At 60.9% G+C, this 18,268-nt stretch carries 21 protein-coding genes and 1 pseudogene; 12 read left to right on the forward strand and 10 right to left on the reverse strand.

The window, feature by feature from the left end:
• Positions 1-27: 27 nt before the first annotated feature.
• Positions 28-807, reverse strand: coding sequence for a helix-turn-helix transcriptional regulator (locus AC3IUF_RS18600; protein WP_123376645.1), 780 nt, complete (start codon positions 805-807; stop codon positions 28-30).
• A gap of 110 nt (positions 808-917) precedes the next feature.
• On the opposite strand from AC3IUF_RS18600, the gene AC3IUF_RS18605 reads away from it, so the two are divergent.
• Together AC3IUF_RS18605 and AC3IUF_RS18610 are read left to right on the forward strand one after the other, a co-directional pair.
• A complete protein-coding gene (locus tag AC3IUF_RS18605; protein ID WP_489278933.1) occupies positions 918-2,033 on the forward strand; it encodes an extracellular solute-binding protein in 1,116 nt (371 codons plus the stop codon).
• Between the two features lie 149 nt (positions 2,034-2,182).
• Complete coding sequence (locus tag AC3IUF_RS18610; RefSeq protein WP_489278935.1) at positions 2,183-3,301, forward strand: DmpA family aminopeptidase; 1,119 nt, start codon at positions 2,183-2,185, stop codon at positions 3,299-3,301.
• A 103-nt stretch (positions 3,302-3,404) separates the two neighbouring features.
• Here the strand turns inward: AC3IUF_RS18610 and AC3IUF_RS18615 are convergent, their stop codons facing one another.
• Positions 3,405-3,992, reverse strand: coding sequence for an NAD(P)H-dependent oxidoreductase (locus AC3IUF_RS18615; RefSeq protein ID WP_489278936.1), 588 nt, complete (start codon positions 3,990-3,992; stop codon positions 3,405-3,407).
• A gap of 86 nt (positions 3,993-4,078) precedes the next feature.
• On the opposite strand from AC3IUF_RS18615, the gene AC3IUF_RS18620 reads away from it, so the two are divergent.
• Positions 4,079-4,714 (forward strand): TetR/AcrR family transcriptional regulator, encoded by a 636-nt coding sequence (locus tag AC3IUF_RS18620; protein ID WP_489278937.1) that lies wholly within the window; start codon positions 4,079-4,081, stop codon positions 4,712-4,714.
• A gap of 182 nt (positions 4,715-4,896) precedes the next feature.
• On the opposite strand, the gene AC3IUF_RS18625 is transcribed toward AC3IUF_RS18620, so the two are convergent.
• Entirely contained in the window at positions 4,897-5,529 is a 633-nt protein-coding gene (locus AC3IUF_RS18625) for a TetR/AcrR family transcriptional regulator (protein ID WP_489278939.1), read from the reverse strand.
• A gap of 163 nt (positions 5,530-5,692) precedes the next feature.
• Here AC3IUF_RS18625 and AC3IUF_RS18630 point away from each other — a divergent pair, with 163 nt between their 5' ends.
• Entirely contained in the window at positions 5,693-6,133 is a 441-nt protein-coding gene (locus tag AC3IUF_RS18630) for a hotdog fold domain-containing protein (protein WP_034156174.1), read from the forward strand.
• 64 nt (positions 6,134-6,197) lie between these two features.
• Here the strand turns inward: AC3IUF_RS18630 and AC3IUF_RS18635 are convergent, their stop codons facing one another.
• Positions 6,198-6,884, reverse strand: a complete 687-nt coding sequence (locus AC3IUF_RS18635) for a GNAT family N-acetyltransferase (RefSeq protein ID WP_007908154.1) — start codon at positions 6,882-6,884, stop codon at positions 6,198-6,200.
• Between the two features lie 151 nt (positions 6,885-7,035).
• Between AC3IUF_RS18635 and AC3IUF_RS18640 the strand changes: the two genes are divergently transcribed.
• The 3 genes and pseudogenes from AC3IUF_RS18640 (at position 7,036) to AC3IUF_RS18650 (ending at position 8,281) form a co-directional block, all read left to right on the forward strand.
• Positions 7,036-7,521, forward strand: a complete 486-nt coding sequence (locus AC3IUF_RS18640; protein WP_489278941.1) for a hypothetical protein — start codon at positions 7,036-7,038, stop codon at positions 7,519-7,521.
• A gap of 181 nt (positions 7,522-7,702) precedes the next feature.
• Positions 7,703-8,026: pseudogene (locus AC3IUF_RS18645) on the forward strand (YXWGXW repeat-containing protein).
• Positions 8,027-8,068: 42 nt separating this feature from the next.
• Positions 8,069-8,281, forward strand: a complete 213-nt coding sequence (locus AC3IUF_RS18650; RefSeq protein ID WP_489281679.1) for a YXWGXW repeat-containing protein — start codon at positions 8,069-8,071, stop codon at positions 8,279-8,281.
• Positions 8,282-8,296: 15 nt separating this feature from the next.
• On the opposite strand, the gene AC3IUF_RS18655 is transcribed toward AC3IUF_RS18650, so the two are convergent.
• On the reverse strand, positions 8,297-8,860 hold the full coding sequence (locus AC3IUF_RS18655; protein WP_489278943.1) for a YceI family protein: 564 nt from the start codon (positions 8,858-8,860) through the stop codon (positions 8,297-8,299).
• Between the two features lie 74 nt (positions 8,861-8,934).
• Positions 8,935-10,290 carry an MATE family efflux transporter gene (locus AC3IUF_RS18660; protein ID WP_007908144.1) on the reverse strand — a complete coding sequence of 452 codons (1,356 nt, stop codon included), beginning with the start codon at positions 10,288-10,290 and terminating at the stop codon, positions 8,935-8,937.
• A 199-nt stretch (positions 10,291-10,489) separates the two neighbouring features.
• On the opposite strand from AC3IUF_RS18660, the gene AC3IUF_RS18665 reads away from it, so the two are divergent.
• The 3 genes from AC3IUF_RS18665 (at position 10,490) to AC3IUF_RS18675 (ending at position 13,405) form a co-directional block, all read left to right on the forward strand.
• Positions 10,490-11,050: a chorismate mutase gene (locus tag AC3IUF_RS18665; protein ID WP_123376640.1), complete on the forward strand. Its 561-nt coding sequence runs from the start codon at positions 10,490-10,492 to the stop codon at positions 11,048-11,050.
• Between the two features lie 123 nt (positions 11,051-11,173).
• The gene (locus AC3IUF_RS18670) at positions 11,174-11,614 is read left to right on the forward strand and encodes a phage infection protein (RefSeq protein ID WP_489278945.1); all 441 of its coding nucleotides are present in this window, start codon (positions 11,174-11,176) and stop codon (positions 11,612-11,614) included.
• Positions 11,615-11,761: 147 nt separating this feature from the next.
• Complete coding sequence (locus AC3IUF_RS18675) at positions 11,762-13,405, forward strand: sensor domain-containing diguanylate cyclase (protein WP_489278947.1); 1,644 nt, start codon at positions 11,762-11,764, stop codon at positions 13,403-13,405.
• Here AC3IUF_RS18675 and AC3IUF_RS18680 read toward each other — a convergent pair whose 3' ends face one another.
• From AC3IUF_RS18680 to AC3IUF_RS18690, 3 genes are all read right to left on the reverse strand, one after another.
• Entirely contained in the window at positions 13,406-13,699 is a 294-nt protein-coding gene (locus AC3IUF_RS18680) for a hypothetical protein (RefSeq protein ID WP_007908133.1), read from the reverse strand.
• A 203-nt stretch (positions 13,700-13,902) separates the two neighbouring features.
• Positions 13,903-14,289, reverse strand: a complete 387-nt coding sequence (locus AC3IUF_RS18685) for a c-type cytochrome (RefSeq protein ID WP_489278948.1) — start codon at positions 14,287-14,289, stop codon at positions 13,903-13,905.
• A 52-nt stretch (positions 14,290-14,341) separates the two neighbouring features.
• Complete coding sequence (locus AC3IUF_RS18690) at positions 14,342-15,673, reverse strand: aminotransferase-like domain-containing protein (RefSeq protein WP_123376638.1); 1,332 nt, start codon at positions 15,671-15,673, stop codon at positions 14,342-14,344.
• 89 nt (positions 15,674-15,762) lie between these two features.
• Between AC3IUF_RS18690 and AC3IUF_RS18695 the strand changes: the two genes are divergently transcribed.
• Positions 15,763-16,656: a DMT family transporter gene (locus tag AC3IUF_RS18695; RefSeq protein WP_489278950.1), complete on the forward strand. Its 894-nt coding sequence runs from the start codon at positions 15,763-15,765 to the stop codon at positions 16,654-16,656.
• A gap of 3 nt (positions 16,657-16,659) precedes the next feature.
• Here the strand turns inward: AC3IUF_RS18695 and AC3IUF_RS18700 are convergent, their stop codons facing one another.
• Positions 16,660-17,475: a cupin domain-containing protein gene (locus AC3IUF_RS18700; RefSeq protein ID WP_489278952.1), complete on the reverse strand. Its 816-nt coding sequence runs from the start codon at positions 17,473-17,475 to the stop codon at positions 16,660-16,662.
• A 131-nt stretch (positions 17,476-17,606) separates the two neighbouring features.
• Between AC3IUF_RS18700 and AC3IUF_RS18705 the strand changes: the two genes are divergently transcribed.
• Entirely contained in the window at positions 17,607-18,125 is a 519-nt protein-coding gene (locus tag AC3IUF_RS18705) for a carboxymuconolactone decarboxylase family protein (protein WP_489278954.1), read from the forward strand.
• Positions 18,126-18,268 lie beyond the last annotated feature (143 nt).

Below are 18,268 nucleotides of genomic sequence, written 5' to 3' on the forward strand. Positions count from 1 at the left end.
GCCAGCTCCCACAGGTTTTGCGGTGAATCAGGGAGTTGGTGGGCGCAACACCAGCGCAAACAACTCACCATGCCCGGTGACATTGAGCTTGTGATACAGATTGCGGCGATGCACCTTCACCGTCTCCGGCGAGATGCCCATTTGCTGGGCCATCGCCTTGCTGGAGAATCCCTGCAAGATCAGCCGCGCAGTATCGACCTCGCGCACCGTCAGCCGCGCATCGAAACGATCAAGCAACGTTGCCAGATCACCGACCGGCGTTTCCGCCAGCGCGCCCTGCGGCGGCAGCAACTGCACATGCCGACGCATCGCCGCCAACACCCAATCGCGCACGCACAGCAGTCGACCCTGCTCGGCCATGCCGAACGGCGTCGAACGGCCCAAGGACAAACCGAGCACGCCGCCCTCGACATTGATCATGAACTGCAACTCGTCCTCGCCCACCACTGAACGAAAATAGCTCTGGTAGTACTCGCTGTGCAGAAACTGGTCCGGCGCCACCGAGGCGAGGCTGTGCAAGCCGTCGGCAATGCCGGTCGATGCGACCTGGTAAAACGGATCGAGCAGGTACATGCCGGCGCTGTAACTGGCCAGTTCTTCCTGCTCGTCGGGACGGCCCTTGCTGTCGAAGTCGATCAGCAACTGCGGCGCCTGCCCGGCTTTCATCAGCGCCACCAGCGCGTTGTCCAGCGGCACCAGCAGCCGCAACGTATCGACCAGCGCACGCCAGAAACCCTCTTGGCCAACACCGGCGAATACCCGCGCCAGACTTTGATGCACCGGCAGTTCCTGCAGTAACGCGTCCACGCACTACCCCTTTTGAGTAACCCATGATGGGAATGGGTCAGGCGTGACCGGCCCGATAGGCTGAGCACTCCTGTTCATCACCGGCCTGCACAGGCCAGGAGTGCCGCATCATGCGTCGTCACCGAGGCTGTATCAACCTCAGCATTCAACTGGGCCTGCTGGCGGGTATTGGCGCCGGCTCAATGGCCATGGCCGCCGACGCGCCGAGCGTGCACGTCTACAACTGGTACGACTACATCGGCCCGAACACCCTGCACGATTTCCAGCGCGACAGCGGTATCCAACCGGTCTACGACACCTTCGACAGTGCCGAAGTCCTTGAAGGCAAACTGATGACCAGCCGCAGCGGCTATGACGTGGTGGTGGCGAGCAACTTCAGCCTGCCGACGCTGATCAAGGCCGGCGCCCTCGCCCCGCTGCCGCGCGAGCAACTGCCGGGCTGGAAGAATCTCGACAGCGACTTGCTGGCGAAACTGGCCAACAACGATCCCGGCAATCAGTACGCGGTGCCGTACCTGTGGGGCACCAACGGCATCGGTTACAACGTCGACAAAGTGCGCGCGGCGCTCGGCGACAAGGCGCCGGTGGATTCGTGGGATCTGGTGTTCAACGAAGACAACCTCGCCAAACTCGGCCAATGCGGCGTGGCGATGCTCGATTCACCGTCGGAAATGCTGCCGGTCGCCCTGCACTATCTCGGTCTGCCACCGAACAGCACCGATCCTGAAGACTATAAAAAAGCCGAAGTGTTGCTGCTGAAACTGCGCCCGCACATTGCCTACTTCAACTCGTCGAAATTCATCAGCGACCTGTCCAACGGCAACATTTGTGTAGCGGTCGGTTGGTCGGGCGCGATGCTGGAAGCCAAGACCAATGCCGAGCAAGCCAACAACGGCGTGAAAATCGCCTACAGCCTGCCCAAGGAAGGCGCTCCAGTGTGGTTCGACACGCTGGTGCTGCTCAAGGACGCGCCGAATCGTCCTCAGGGTCTGGCCTTTATCGACTATCTGCTGCGCCCCGAAGTGATCGCGCCGGTCAGTGATCATCTGTCGTACCCCAATGGCAATCGCGCGGCGACAGCGCTGGTGGCCGCCGCGACTCGGGACAATCCGGCGGTGTATCCCTCCGCCACGGCGATGGCCACGCTGTACACCCTTGAACCCCTGCCGAAAGCCAGCGAACGAGTGCGCACGCGGGTGTGGAGCAAGGTCAAGAACGGCCAGTAAGAACAACGCATTCCCCCTGTAGGAGTGAGCCTGCTCACGATAGCGGTCTGCCTGATAACACTGTTTTGCCGGACAAACCGCTATCGCGAGCAGGCTCACTCCTACAGGTTTTGTGATTCAACAGACATTTTTTAGAGAGACAGAAACCAATGAAACCTCGTGCCCGTGACCTCAACATCCGCATTGGCCAACTACCTCACGGCCCGCTCAACGCCATCACCGACGTCCCCGGCGTGCGCGTCGGCCACAGCAACGTGCGCGGACGCAGCAGTGCCGGACGCGACATCTGCACCGGCGTCACGCTGATCGAACCGCGTCCGGGTTCGACCAATCAGCAACCGTGTTTTGCCGGCGTGCATGTGCTCAACGGCAATGGTGACGCCACCGGACTTGAGTGGATTCGCGAGGCGGGTCTGCTGACCAGCCCGATTGCGTTCACCAACACCCACAGCCTCGGTGTGGTGCGCGATGCATTGATTGCACTGGATCGCCAGCAACAACCGGACGACGGTCGCCTCTACTGGAACATGCCGGTGGTGCTGGAAACCTTTGACGGCTTGCTCAATGACATCAACGGTTTTCACGTCCAGCCTGAACACGTCGCCGAAGCGCTCTTCGCCGCCGTGGATGGTCCCGTCACGGAAGGCGCCGTCGGCGGTGGCAGCGGCATGATCTGCCATGAATTCAAGGGTGGCATTGGCACTTCGTCGCGGCGCTTGAACGCTGCCCAGGGCGGCTGGACTGTCGGCGCAATCGTACAGGCCAACCACGGTATTCGCAGTGAGTTGCGGGTCGACGGCTACCCGGTCGGACGTTACATGGAGCAGAAAGATTCGCCGTTCTTGCGCGCCTCATTACCGCATCCGGGCATGGGTTCGATCGTCGTCTGCCTGGCCACCGATGCGCCGCTGTTGCCGCACCAGTGCACACGTCTGGCGCAACGCGCGAGCCTGGGCCTGGCGCGCACCGGCGGCGGTAACGAGGATCACAGCGGCGACATCTTCATCGCCTTCGCCACCGGCAACGCTCACGTGCCGCCCGCGGCCTACGAAGGCAAAGGCGCGCCGACCTGCGATGGTTTGCGCATGGTCAACAATGACCACATCAGCGAGCTGTTCCTGGCCGCGACCGAAGCGGTTGAAGAAGCGATCATCAATGCGTTGCTGACCAGCGACAGCACCGAGGGCAACGGCCATTCGGTGCCGGGACTGGATGCCGAAACCCTGCTCGCTGCCCTCGAAAAATCAGGCTGGCCCGGCGCCCGCTGACACCGTAAAAACACTGTAGGAGTTGCCGAAGGCTGCGATCTTTTGATTTTGCTTTTAAAAGACAAGATCAAAAGATCGCAGCCTTCGGCAGCTCCTACAGTGGTTATGTGAAGATTTGGCTGCCGAGTTCCCTTGCAACCGCCAACTGCTCCCGTGGATCGCGCAACTCCGATTCCGGCAGCAACGTTGAACTCAGCACTGTCGCCCCGCAGTAATCGAAAATCCCGTGTTCAATCTGCGCTTTCATCGCCGCGCCATAGCCATGGCGTTCATAGGTGCGCGCATCCGCGCCGGCGAGGCCGACCAGATGCACGCGCAGGCGCTGCAGCAGCTTCACATGCTTGAGGTCACCACTGAAATCAAAAGCCCAGCCATTGCTGAACACCCGATCAATCCAGCCTTTGAGCAATGCCGGCATCGACCACCAGTACACCGGGTACACCAGCACCAAGGTATCGGCGCGGTCGATGCGTGCCTGCTCGGCCAGGACATCGGTGGGCGGCGCGGACTCACGGTGATGTACGGCGAAATCGGCCGCGCCGAAACGTGGTTCGAAGCCTTCGGCAAAGAGATCGGCGATTTCAAAAGTGTTGGCCGGGTTAGCCTGAACAAGGCTTTCGGCAATTTGCGCGGCGACGCTGTGGGTCAGCGAGCGTGGGTCGTGATGCGCGACGACGATCAAGGCGTGCATGGCAATTCTCCGGTTGGTGATTGCTCACCAAGGCTTATATACTCTTGGTAAGTTACGAACAGTAAGTTACGTTTGGTATATAAACGATGTCAACCACTGAAATCAGCCAACCCGTCCCCCCCGCTCCGCGGCGTCGCCTGTCCCGTGAAGATCGCCTGCGCCAATTGCTCGATGTCGGCTGGCAAATCATCCGCGCCGAAGGCACCGACGCCCTGACCCTCGGCTATCTCGCCGAAATGGCCGGGGTGACTAAACCGGTGGTGTACGATCATTTCGTCACGCGCTCCGGATTGCTCGCAGCGCTCTATCGGGATTTCGATGCACGACAAACGTTGCTGATGGACGCCGCCGTCGCCCAAAGCGAGCCGACACTGACCGGCATCGCTTCGGTGATTGCCACAGCGTACGTTGATTGCGTGATGCTGCAGGGCAACGAGATACCAGGGATCATCGCTGCGCTGGCGAGCACCCCGGAACTGGAGAAGATAAAGCGCGAGTACGAGGCGATCTTCCTTGAAAAATGCCGCCGCGATCTGGCGCCGCACGCGAGCGGCGGGCAGATCAGCCAGGCCGCATTGCGGGCGATGCTCGGCGCCGCCGAAGCGCTGTCGCACGCGGCGGCCAACGGTGAAATCAGCGCGCAAGAGGCCAGTGACGAACTGTTTGCGACCCTCCTGGCCATGGTCGAACGCGCCGCCGCCAGGGCGACTGGCGGTACTTGAGCCGCCACTTGCACACTCCTAGGATGGAATCACGCAGTGGCTCCGCTCTTCGAGCACTGCGTAGGCGCGGGTGCTCTGAACCCCAATCAAGCCCGCGCCTTGCTTCGTGCGCATCTTGAGCCTCGAGGGCTCTACTTCCTCCCCATCAAAGAGCTTTGAGGCTCTTTTTTTGTCTGCGTAAATCAGCAGTCCGACAGCGAATCGATGCGGATCGAGCGCCACGCCGCTTGTGCCAGCAACTCGCGATAATCCGCCGGGCTGCCCTTCACTCGTCCGGCCAACCAGGCGCGGCAATAACTGTCGGCCTGACCAATGATCAACGACGGCAACAGTTCGGCGGGCAGCGCCTTGAGTTCGGCAGCGCGCCCCGATTCGGCCAGCCAGTCGCGCAGACGCAGATTGCGGGTCTTGTTGCGCTCCGCCAGTTCGTCTTTGAACGGACCTTTGGTCACGGCAAACCGCGCGTGGTACTGGAAGCGCGCCCACTGCGGTTGACGTTCGACCCAATCGACGTAGCTGAACACCAGCGCCTGCACACCTTCCTCGGTGGTTTTCGCCGCCTCCAGATAGGTATCGCGCAACCTCGCCTGATCCTCCAGCGCGGTGAAAAACAATGCGGCGACCAAACCCTCCTTGTTGCCGAAATGGTGATAGATCGCCCCGACGCTGGTGTCGCACTCGGCGCGAATCATGTCGATGGTGGTGGCCTCGATCCCCTGTTCATTGAACAGGCTCAGCGCCTTGCGAAAGATATCGCGCTTGAGTTCGGCGCGACGGCCGGGGTAACTGCGTTCCAGTAGATCTGCGGTGTCCATGCGGCTGACTGCCTGAAAATCGGATTGAAAGGCACACGTCGTGCCCATGAAAAAAACACGCACAGGTTGACAGATTTCCCGCAGACCGAATACCGTTCCGTTACAGAATATTATTCTGTAACGGAACATCATTCTGCAAATTCACTTTTCGCGAGGCGTTTCCATGAGTCAGTTTCTCAGCATGTTCAACAGCGCAGGTCCGCAAGCCTTCAGCCAGATGGCCTGCCAGGTCGCGCCGTACTTCAGCACCATCAACCCGCTGGTGACCGAGTTGCGCGCCAATGCGGCGACGGTGCAAGTGCCGTTCCGTCGTGAGATCACCAATCACCTCGGCACCGTGCATGCGATTGCCATGTGCAACGCCGCAGAACTCGCCGCCGGGATGATGACCGATGTATCGATCCCGGCCGGCGCACGCTGGATCCCCAAAGGCATGACCGTGGAATATCTGGCCAAGGCGAAAACTGATGTAACGGCGGTGGCCAGTGGTGAGGGCGTTGATTGGCAGAGCGAGGGCGACAAGATCGTCACCGTGGATATTCGCGACACCGAGGGCAAGCACGTGTTCACGGCGCGGATCACCATGAACGTCAAACTCGGCTGAATGACGCGCACAAAAAAGCCCTTGCTGCGCCATTCACAGCAAGGGCTTTTTCAGCGATGTGAGGTCAGTGTACGGTCAGGCGTTGCCGGACAAATTCTTCGGTGTGGCGGGTGGTCTGATCGAGGTGTCGATCGCGCTGTTTCTCAGCATCGAGCATCGCCCGCTTGCCGTTTTTCTGCAGTAGATAGGTGTGGATCTGCTGGACTTCCAGCGACCGGTAAATCGGCGTGGTGTCGATAAATCCGCGCAGGCCGTTGCTGCGGTAATGCCGGGTGCTCATCAATACCTGCGTTTCCCGTGAACCGATCACTTCAAAACCCAAGGCTTCGAAGTACGGGACTTTACCCACGGTGCAGGCCAGTTCCGCGTGGGGATAACGCCCGAGCATTTCGCCGATCAGCGCCCGCGCCACGCCCTGACGCCGATGCCCTTCGCGCACGGCCATATAAGCCACGCTGCAGGCTTCCCAATCGCCCTGCACCGGCAGGTACAACAGAAAACCGATCACTTGCTCTGGATCATCCTCGTCGGTGGCGACCAGCAACTCGACGTCGGTGCCCTTCTCGCCATTCAACGCTTCCAGATACAGATGCACCTCATAGCCGACCGCGTACTGATAGACGTTGTACAGCAGGTTGCTCGGGCCGAGACCGACCGCGCTGATGTCGGTCAGGTAATCGACGACCATTTGCAGGATCTGGCTGTTGACGCCTTCGGGGCATGGGGTTTTGTAGTGGGTGATGCGTGGCATGAGGAACTCCGACGGTGAAAAGCGTTGCCGACCGGCGCTGCGGTCGACGAGCCGCGACATCATACCGTGACCGGCCCGCTCGACGTCTAAAGTTCCTGTTCCGAGCGCCGATGTAACGGTCTCCTACAAAAGTCACCACCAGGGATCGGCCATGTACTACCCGCGCGAAGCTGCCAAGGATCACCTCTATAACCGTATCGTCATGCTGACCGTTGCTTGCTGCGTAGTTCTGCTGCTCGCTGCAATGGCTCACAAGTCGGGCATGCTTTATGGGGCGCTGAGTTTCAACGGTGTGGAAAACCGCGGCAGCGTCACGGCATTGGAGCAGATTCCAATGAACGCCAATGGCAAGGTCATTCACTATCAATACACCGATGTTCAAGGCCAGACCCATGAAGGGCAACACGCCGACGAACGCTACGTTGAGCATACCCAGTACGAAGTCGATGGTCCGATCACCCTGCTGGTGTCGCCGTGGATGCCCGATAAAAGCTGCATCGCCAGCCAGTTGCAGAGCTACCGAACGAGCTTCTGCATCATGACTGGTGGTGTGTTGCTCGCGTTGCTGTTTCTGCTGATCTCGGGCAGAACGTTCTGGCAGATTCAGGCAATGAAAGAGCAAGACCGGTTCTATTGAGTCCAGACTCACAGGCAAAAACCATCACGCGCGCCGGGCGTCTTGCTGCGGCGCCATCCTGACGTTCTCGCATCGCCCTCCCTGAAAAAAAATTCATCCGCCGCATAGGGGATCTTTCGCAAATCAGGCATCCAATTCTGCAGCTGCGTTCACTTTTCGACGCAGGCCTTGAGGAGTTGTCATGAGCGTTTTGCGTTCCCTGTCCAAATGGCGAAAAACCCTGCTGCTGGTGTCGCTGACGCTGGCGGCGCTGAGCAGCGCCCCGGTGTTTGCGCAACCGGTGGTGATCGTCCAGCAAGCCCCGCCGCCGATGCGTATGGAAGTGATGCCCGGCGCGCGTCCTGGTTATGTCTGGGATCAAGGTCATTGGCGCTGACAAGGACGCGGTTATGTGTGGATACCCGGCCACTGGCAACCGGTGAGGTACGGCGCGCGCTGGAAACCCGGGCACTGGCAGGCACGCGGGCCAAACTGGTTCTGGGTCGAGGGGCATTGGGTGCGATGAATGCGCGACAGCCTGGCCATCACTTCTTGCGAGAACACCACCATGTCGAAAACCGTTAAAGCACTGCTGGCCGCCACGCTGGTGGCCGTTACGTTGTCCGGTTGCGTCGTCGAGCCGGCCCGTCCGCATCGGCCTCCGCCGCTGGTCGAAGTGGTTCCGGTGATGCCGGCACCGGGTTATCACTGGGTTGCCGGGCACTATCGCTGGGGCGGCAATCAATGGCGCTGGGAGCCGGGGCACTGGCGGGCGTATTGATTGCAACGGCTGGCGTCACTGCTGCGGCGCCACCACCTTGAACTTGATGGCGATGTCCTTGGACACCACGGTGTCCGCCCACTCCCCCGCGCCGAGGCCGAACTCATCGCGGTGGAGCACCAGCTCACCGTCGAAAACGCCGATGGCGCTGTCCGGTTTCAATTCCACCGGTACCTGAACCTCACGGGTGATGCCTTTGAGGGTGAGCTGGCCGTAGATCAAGTAAAGATATTTGATTTTTGGATCTTGGGTAAAACGCTTGGATTCGAACACCGCGACCGGGAATTTTTCAGTGTCGAACCACGCCGGTTTCACCAGCTCGGTGTTGGCGTCTTCGCTGCCGGCATCGATGCTGGTGAGGTCAATGTGCAGCGTGGTACGGGCGTTGGCGAGGTTGTCGGTATCAAAGTCCAGCGTCGCCTCGAACTTGCCGAAGGTGCCGTACATCCGCGAGCCCATCTGGTTGTAGGTAAAACTGATCTGGCTGGCGGTGGTGTTGACCCGGGTGTATTCGACAGCTTGTGCGACAGAGACGACGCACAGCGAACACGCGGCAGCCAGCAGCGATCGGATCGACATCGGATTCTCCAGGCGGGGCTTGCCGTCGAGGGACTCGATTGACTTAAGCAAACATCCGTCCGATACGCCAGCGCCTACACCAAGCGCTCGATTTTCTGATGCTGCCAGACCAGTTTGTAATATAGGGTCTGCAGTACCAGCATGCCCAGATACGCCACCGGAAACGCCATCCACACGCCTTGCAAACCATATTGCCCGTCCAGCCAGTACGCCGCTGGCAGCTGCACACCGACCACGCAAATGATCGCAATGATCACCGGCACCAACACCGTGCCGCTGGCGCGCATGATCCCGCCAATGATGGCCTGGAAGCCAAACACCAACAGGCTCCACAACATGATGTGCAGCAGATGCTCAGCCATCGCCCGGGTCGAGTCCTCGGTCAGGAACAGTCCCAGCAACCAGTGTGACAACAGGTAACCGAGCACGATCAGGCCGCCGGTCAGGCATACGTTGATCAACAGCCCGGTGCGCAGGATCGGCCCCATGCGCTCCAGCCGCCCGGCGCCGATGGCCTGTGCACCGAGGATCGACGCGGTGATTGCAATCGACAACGCCGGGAACTGCACATAGTTGACGATCTGCGTCACCGCGCCATACGCCGCCGTCGCTTGCGAGCCGTGCTGGTTGACCAGCGCCAGAATCACCAACTCCGACAGCGACAGTACAATCATCTGCACGCCGGTCGGCAGGCCGATGCGCAACACCTTGCCGAGAATCACCCCGTCGAGGCGCAACGCAGCAAAGAACTCGCGGTCCGGCGCCAGTGGATGGCCCTTGCGAATAAGGCGCCACGCCAGCCATGCCATCGCCGCCAGGTTACCGGCCAGCCCCGCATACGCCGCGCTCTGAATGCCCAGTTGCGGCAAGCCGAACCAGCCGCGAATCAGCGCCGGTGTCAGGGCCAGCCCGACGCAGGTCGAGACCATCAGCGCCAGCAATGGCGACAGCGTATCGCTGACCCCGCGCAACAGCTGCGTGAACAACACAAACACCAGCAGCGACGGCAAGATCCACATCATCACATGGGCATACGCCACCGCATCGTCGAGCACATCTGCCGGCGTGCCCAGCCCGGTCAGCGCCTGTCGCGCGAACACGCTGCCCAGCACCGCAGCCACCAGACCGATCAACACCCCGAGCAACAGCGTCGCCCCGGCAATCGCCTTGACCATGTGCGGCTCACGCGCGCCCCATGCCTGACCGATCAACACCCCGGCGCCCGCGCCGAGGCCGATCACCAGTGCGATAAAGAAGAACACGATGGGAAACATCCCCGACACCGCTGCCAACGCCTGGGTGCCGAGCATCTGACCGATGTAGATGCTGTTGACCGTGCCCGACATCGATTGCAGAAAATTGGACAGCACCATCGGCGCGAGGAACAACAGGTAGGTGTGCCAGAGTGGGCGTTGGGCGACGGCTTGCATTGAATAGAGGTCCATCTCGACGGCGGGAGGGCTGATTGAGGATAGCTTCGGTGAGTTGCTCGCGGGGTGCAATTAACATTTCAAATCGGTGTTTATTACCGGTGCCCGCACCTGTGTAATGAGCACGGATCTATAGGTGTCGGTTCAGCACTGTGGTAAACAACTGCCCACTTCCATTGCTCTCATTGAGGCTCTGTTCATGCCGCACGTTGCCAATCTGTTGACCGCCAGCCTCCTCGCCCTGCTCGCCACCAGCGCTCACGCCGCCGCGCCCGCCGAAACGTTGAAGCCGTTGCTGGAAACACTCAACGAACGTCTGAACATCGGCGACCTCGTCGCGCTGACCAAATGGGACAGCGGCAAGCCGATTCAGGACAGCCCGCGTGAGGCGCAGGTCATCGCCAATGCTCGCACGCTGGCCGCCGAGCGCCAACTCGACCCGGAGGACGTGGCGCAACTGATCGCTGCGCAAATGGAGGCGAACAAACTGGTGCAGTACGGTTTGCTCGCACAGTGGCAAGCGACCGGTAGCGCGCCGGACACCCCGCGCCCCGACCTGGGCAAGCAGATCCGCCCGCGCCTGGATGAACTGCAAACCCGCCTGCTGCAGCAATACGCCGCCTTCACGCCGTATCGCCATGACGCCAATTGCCCGGCGTGGCTGGCCAAGGCGCGCAGTGGCCTGGCCCACGATGCGTTGCATGAACTGGCCCTGACGCGGGCGACCGGTGAGCTGTGTGTGCGATCAACAGCCCCATGAAACGGGGGTTCGGGCATACATTGCTGGCGTCGATAGTCACCATCACGTCAATGAAGTTCTCATAAATAATCCACGGCGTAACATCGGCTCCAGACAAACAACTACCCCTTGGAGCACACGATCATGAAACGCCAAACCCTTCTCGGCATCGCTTTCTCGGTTTTCGCCATTAACGCTTTTGCCGCCACTGCGGCACACACCCAGGTCGCTGAAGGCGGCTCGGACAAGCTGATTGAAAGTCGTGTTGCCGAGGGCGGTTCCGATCGTCTGCTTGAACGCCGCGTTGCCGAAGGTGGTTCCGATCGTCTGCTCGAACGCCGCGTTGCCGAAGGTGGTTCCGATCGCCTGCTCGAACGCCGTGTTGCCGAAGGTGGTTCCGATCGCCTGCTCGAACGCCGCGTTGCCGAAGGTGGTTCCGATCGCCTGCTCGAACGCCGTGTTGCCGAAGGTGGTTCTGATCGCCTGCTCGAACGCCGCGTTGCCGAAGGTGGCGCTGATCGCCTGCTCGAACGCCGCGTTGCCGAAGGTGGTTCCGATCGTCTGATCGAACGCCGCGTCGCTTAACGCTGCGGCTTCATCGCAATCGCAATAAAAGCCCGGCCTGATCAGCCGGGCTTTTTCACGTCCGCCGCCATCCATTCCCCGACTGGCCACCCACCGCCCATTGCGCATACCATGCGGGCACAACTCCAAAACAGACCTCGCCTGCCCATGCTCAAAGCCAGTCTGCGTAGCCACCTCACCCTTTGGTTTGCCGGTTTATCCCTGCTGACACTGCTCAGCGTTGGCTTCTATGTCGGTCACATCGCCACGGAACAGATGAAGCAGGCCAGCGGCAATGCCTTGCTCAACACCGCGCGCTCGGCCGCATCGTTGCTGGGTGAACAACTGCGCGAACGCCAGTTGGAGGTTTATCTGCTCAGCCGCGCGCCGCATCTTGAGCGTGGCGATCTGGACAACCCGGCGATTCTGAAATCAATGCAACTGCGCACTCAGGCGCGCGCCGAGTATGCGTGGATGGGCGTCACCGATGCCGAGGGCAAGGTGCATCAAGCGGTGAACGACTTGCTGGTCGGTCAATCAGTGCAACAACGGCCGTGGTTCCAGGCCGGTTTACGCAGTGAGTACACCGGCGACCCTCACGAAGCGGTGTTGCTGGCGAAATTGCTGCCGGGGCTGCCGAACGGTGAACCGCTGCGTTTCATCGATTTCGCCGCGCCGATCCATAACGCCGACGGTCAGGTGATTGGTGTCCTGGGCGCCCATGCACACTGGAGCTGGGTCACGCGCATTGTTGAGTCGGCGGCGTTTTCGCATAAAAACTCAATGCCGGATATCGAAGCGTTGATCATCGATCACGATGGCAAGATTCTCTATCCCGAAGTACTGATGGGCCAGCAACTGGCGGCGACTGATTCGAAGTTGCAGGGCTGGACCGCGGGTAACGGCTTCCTCACCAGCATGGTCACCGTCCCGACGCCATCGAGTACGGCGCTGTCGTGGTCGATTGCCGTGCGCCAGCCATTGGAAACCGCGCTGCAACCGGCGCGCCTGCTGATGTACAAATTGCTGATACTGGGTGTCGTCGCAGCGGTGTTGTTCGGGCTGGTGGCCTACTATCTGGCGCTGTACCTGAGCCGCCCGATCGAACAACTCGCGCGCTCGGCACGGCAGGTGCAAAACCAACAGCCCGGCGCACAATTCCCGCTGCAACACCCGGTGCTGGAAATTGCCCAGCTCGGGCAATCCATTGATGCAATGACGCAATCGCTGCTCGGTAAAGAGCGCGAACTGCAAGAGGCCAATGCCTCGCTGGAAGCCACCGTGGCACAACGCACCGCAGCCCTGACACTGGCCAACGCCGAACTGCTGAATCTGGCGACCCACGATGCCTTGACCGGCGTATACAACCGTCGCCGCTTCGATGAGAAGCTCACCGAGTACACACTGCTGTTCCGCCGCACTGGACGCCCGTTTTCCCTGCTGCTGATCGATGCCGACCACTTCAAACGAATCAATGACACGCACGGTCACGCGGTGGGGGATGAGGTACTACAGCAGTTGGCGCAACTGATTCAGAGCAGCTTGCGCACCACCGACTTCGTCGCCCGCTACGGCGGCGAAGAGTTCGCTGTGCTGTTGCCGGAAATCGCCAAACCCGACACCCCGGAAGTTGTCGCCGAGAAAATTCGCGCGGCGGTTGCCGAGGCCGATTTTCCTGTGGTCGGGAATGTGACGGTGAGCATCGGCGTCGGCCTGGCGGATCCGGCCGACAACAGCCACAGTGCTCTGATCAAACGCGCTGATCAGCAGCTCTATCAAGCCAAAGCAGCGGGCCGTAACCAAGTGGCGTAATCAGGCCTTCTTCACTTCGCAAATCCCGTTGGCCTTGTTCTTCCCGGTGTAGGACACAGCAGGCGAACCATCGGGATTGATACTCAGGGAAATGGTCACGCCCGCGCCTTTGGCTTCGAAGTAGTTGTCGTTGAATTTCTTCAACTGGCCTTCCTTGCCATTGATATAAATCGGGCCGCCCTCATCGGCGTGCACTTCGATCTTGCCCGGGCACGTAGCGTTGAGCAGGGGGATGCCAGCGTGGGCCAGTCCGGTGGCAAACAACAGCGGCGCTGCCAATAGCAAAGATTTCATGGTGGGTTCCTTGAAGGCGGCAAAAACGCCGAAAGCTTTTTCATGTCATTTTTCAATCAGGGACTTGGGTGCCCGGCATATCGCCCGAACACACCAACTTGAATCGCGAACAAGGCGTGGCCGTGACGGTTATGACCCCTGTGGGCTGCATTCCCACGCAGAGCATGGGAACAATCAATCGCAGCCTGCGCCAGCTCCTGCCGTTATTGCGTGAAGGTCTGGAGGTATGCCAGCAGATTGTCGAGTTTCTCTTCGTCGCTCTGCCCCCAGAAAATCATCCGCGTACCCGGCACCACACCTTTCGGATCCTTCAGATAAGCGATAAGCGTCTCACGATCCCAAGTCACCCCCGAGTTCTTCATCGCATCGGAATACACGTAATTCTCTGACGTCCCGGCAGGCCGACCAATGATGCCATTGAGCTGCGGGCCGAATCCGGGACGGGCCGATTCGCCGACCTGATGGCAGCCGCCACACAAACGCGGGAAGATTTTCGCGCCGGCCTCGGGGTCGCCCGCGGCGTGGGAGAGCGTACTGAACAGGCTGGTGCCGAGCATCAGGGCGAGTGACAGTGCTGCGGTGTTTTTCATCGAGGGTTCCGGGTCGGTCTGCATCGGGCGGCGCAAGGGTAGCATTTTGTTTTTACCGGTAAGCGCCAACGACCTTTCTGATTTTAATCAATGCGTGACGCAACACGTCCATGTCCACCGAGCCTAATGCCAGACGAATCGCATGCGGCGCATGGCCCGACACCGAAAACGGCTCGGCGGTGGTGACGGAAATCTGTTCGTGCATCAGCTCGACGACAATCTGATCGGCGCGCACATCCTCCGGCAACGGTAGCCACAGGAAATACGACGCCGGATGGCCAAGGCTCGGCAGTCCTTTCAACACTTCGGCCGCCAGCGCCTGCCGCGCCTTGGCGTCGTTGCGCTTCTGTTCCTCCAGCAGCGTCACTGTGCCGTCGTCGAGCCAGCCACAGGCGATGGCAGTCATGATGCCCGGCGTATTCCAGGTCGTGGCGCGAATGATGCGTTCCAGCGCCGGCACGGTCTCTGTCGGTGCAGCGATGAAACCGACGCGCAGGCCCGTGGCGATGTTTTTCGACAGGCCCGAGACGTACACCGTGCGCTCCGGCGCCAGATCGATCAACGTACGCGGTGGGTTGTCCACCAGAAATGCGTAGGCTGCGTCCTCAATGATCGTCAGATCATGCTGACGGGCAATCGCCACCAACTGCTCGCGCTGCGCCGGAGGCATCACCCAGCCCAGCGGATTGTGCAACGTCGGCATGCTGTACACGGCGCGCACCGAGCGGCTGCGACAGAGTTTGTCCAGCGCGGCGAGATCCGGCCCATGCTCGTTGAATGCAATCGCCACGACCTCCAGGTGCAGCGCTTCGGCCAGCACCTTGAACCCGGAATAGGTCAGCGCATCGGCGGCAATCACATCCCCGGGTTTGAGCAGCGCCATCAGCGTCACCGCCAGGCCTTGCTGGGCGCCGTTGACGATCAGCACTTGCTCGGCCTCGACGTTCACCCCGCGCGTCAGCAGATGCCGAGCGACAGACGCACGCTCGTGGGCACGACCGGCGTGCGGCTGATAGCGCAGCAACGCCTCCAGATCACCCGACAACGCCAGTTGGCGCAACGCGCTGCGCAACAAATCGGCCTGACCGGGCAGCGACGGGTAGTTGAAGTTAAGGTCGATCATGCCGACCGCCACCTGTTTCTGATCGATGCCCTGCCCCGGCGACAGCGAGGTTTCGCGGACAAACGTGCCGCGCCCGGTCTCGCCGCTGACCAGGCCCATCGCCTCCAGCTCCGCGTACACCCGCGAGGCCGTGACCAGCGCTAACCCTTCTTGAGCCGCTAATTGCCGATGAGTCGGCAACCGCGTACCCGGCGGCAATTGGCCCGAGCGAATGTCTGCGGCAAAGGCGTCAACCAGTGTCTTGTAGCGTGAACGTGGCATGCCGGATGTATCCATGACAATTTTTTGATTGTGCTGATTCTCAGCTCTAGCATGACCGCAACGCAACCCACTTCTGAGCGTGAACGGTGATGGAACGGACCTCGAATCTGACGACCCCGGCACTGGAAAAAACCAGCGGCTGGATCAACGGTTTTATCGGCGTGGTGATTTTCAGCGGTTCACTGCCGGCCACGCGTGTGGCGGTGCTGGAGTTCGATCCGGTGTTTCTCACCGTGGTCCGCGCCGCCATCGCCGGGGTGTTGGCGGTGGCGCTGTTGTGGTTGTTTCGCGAACGGCGCCCGGCGCGCAATCAGTGGCTGTCGCTGTTGATAGTCGCGATGGGCGTGGTGCTCGGCTTCCCGCTGCTGACCGCCCTGGCGCTGCAACACGTGACGTCAGCACATTCGATTGTGTTTGTCGGCTTGCTGCCACTGGCCACGGCAATTTTCGCCGTGCTGCGCGGCGGTGAGCGGCCGCGACCGGTGTTCTGGATTTTCTCGATTCTCGGCAGCGCTTTGGTCGTCGGGTTCGCCCTGGCACAAGGTCTGACCGCCTCGCCCACCGGTGACCTGCTGATGCTCGCCGCCATTCTGGCCTGCGGCCTCGGCTATGCCGAAGGCGCGAAGCTGTCGCGAACCCTCGGTGGCTGGCAGGTGATTTGCTGGGCGCTGGTGCTGTCGCTACCGCTCATGGCGGTGTTGAGTATGTGCTTGGCGCCCGCCTCGTTCAGCACGATCAGTCTGTCGGCGTGGCTTTGCCTGGGCTACGTGTCGCTGTTCAGCATGCTGATCGGTTTTGTGTTCTGGTATCGCGGCCTGGCCCAAGGCGGGATTGCCGCGGTCGGTCAGTTGCAATTGCTCCAACCGTTTTTCGGCTTGGCGTTGGCGGCGACGCTGCTGCATGAACACGTCAGCATCGGCATGCTCGCGGTGACGCTGGGCGTGATTCTGTGCGTGGCCGGGGCGAAGAAATTCGCCAAATGATCCTCAGGTGCCTGCCTTCCACTCGCGCGGGCTGAGCCCGGTCTTGCGCCGAAACGCCCGGGCCAGCGCCGAAGGACTTTCGTAACCGACCTCCTCGGCAATCAGCGCAATCGGCTTGCCTTCGCGCAAGCGTTTCTGCGCCAGGCTGACGCGCCAGCTCAGCAGATAATCGGCCGGTGTCTGCCCGACGACCCGGCGAAACTGCTCGGCAAACCCGGCGCGGGACAGGTTGGCGACAGCGGCCAGATCCGCCACGCTCCACGGTTTTTGCGGTTGCTCGTGCATCAGGTTCAAGGCGCGCGAAAGACGCGGATCAGCTAGCCCGGCGATCATCCCCGGTTGTTGCTCGCGGCTGCTGATCAAGTGCCGCAACAGCAGAATCACCAGCAGTTCGAACAGGCGATCCATCACCGCCACCCGCCCGCAATGCCCTTCGAAGGCTTCCTTGAACAGCCATTCCACGGTGCTGCCCAATTCCGGGATGTCCGTCAGCTTCAGCACCAAATAATCCGGCAGTGCCGCCGCCAGTGCATTGCCGGAGCCGCCGTCAAACGTCAGCGTGGCGCAGACCACTAGGGTGTCCATCGCCTCGTCGGCGAACATGCGATGGGCAAAGGGCCGGGGGAAGAAGATCAGCGACGGTTCACAGAGACGAATTTCACGCTCGCTGCCCGGCTTGAGCAGCAACTCGCCTGCCTGCAACAAATGCACATGGCCGCATGGCTCGCCGTCGTGAACGCTGAGGCCGCAAAACGTGCCGCTGTGAAAGGTCCCGGCAGACACGCCGAAATGGCTGAGCAACGTGGAAAGGCGATCCATGAACGACTCCAAGGGTAAGTCTGGACGATCTGCCGCATATCCTCGACGATTTGCCGCCAATCCACCAGCCCGGTTCCATAACATGACCTCCATCCCCGGCGCACTTCGCACCGGACTTTCGGAGAATCACCATGAGCCGCATTCACGCTATCAGCCTCGAAACCGCCGCCGACGCCAGCCGCCCAGTGCTGGAAGGCGTGAAAAAGAAAATCGGTTTCCTGCCCAACGTGTTCACCACCCTGGCGAAAGCGCCGGTGGCCCTCGAAACCTACGTGCAAGCCTCGGCGATCCTCGGCAAGACTTCGTTGAGCGCCCAGGAAAAAGAAGCCGTTTACCTCGCCACCTCGCAGGTCAACGGTTGCGATTACTGCCTGGCGGCGCACACTTTGTTTGCCGGCAAGGCCGGGCTCTCGGCGCAGGACATCGTCGCCGCACGTCAGGGCGAACTCAACGCCTACGCCACCCTCGCCCGCCAGTTGACTGAAAGTCGCGGCCACTTGAGTGATGAACAGATCGCCGCCGCCCGCGCTGCCGGTATCGACGATGTGAAGATCATTGAAGTGATTGCACTGGTGGCCGTGCAGAGCCTGACCAACTACCTGAACAATGCGGCGCTGACGGATATCGATTTCCCGGCCATCGATGCCTGATCAAAACCTGACAAACACTGTGGCGAGGGCGCTTGCTCCCGCCGGAATGCGCAGCAGCCCCTCAATATTTTGTGGGGCGTCTCGTCTCCGGCGGAAGCCGGCGCCCTTGTCACAAATCGTTTTGTCTCACGCATCGTGCAATG

The sequence above is a fragment of the Pseudomonas sp. KH_040 genome (genome assembly GCF_057839305.1).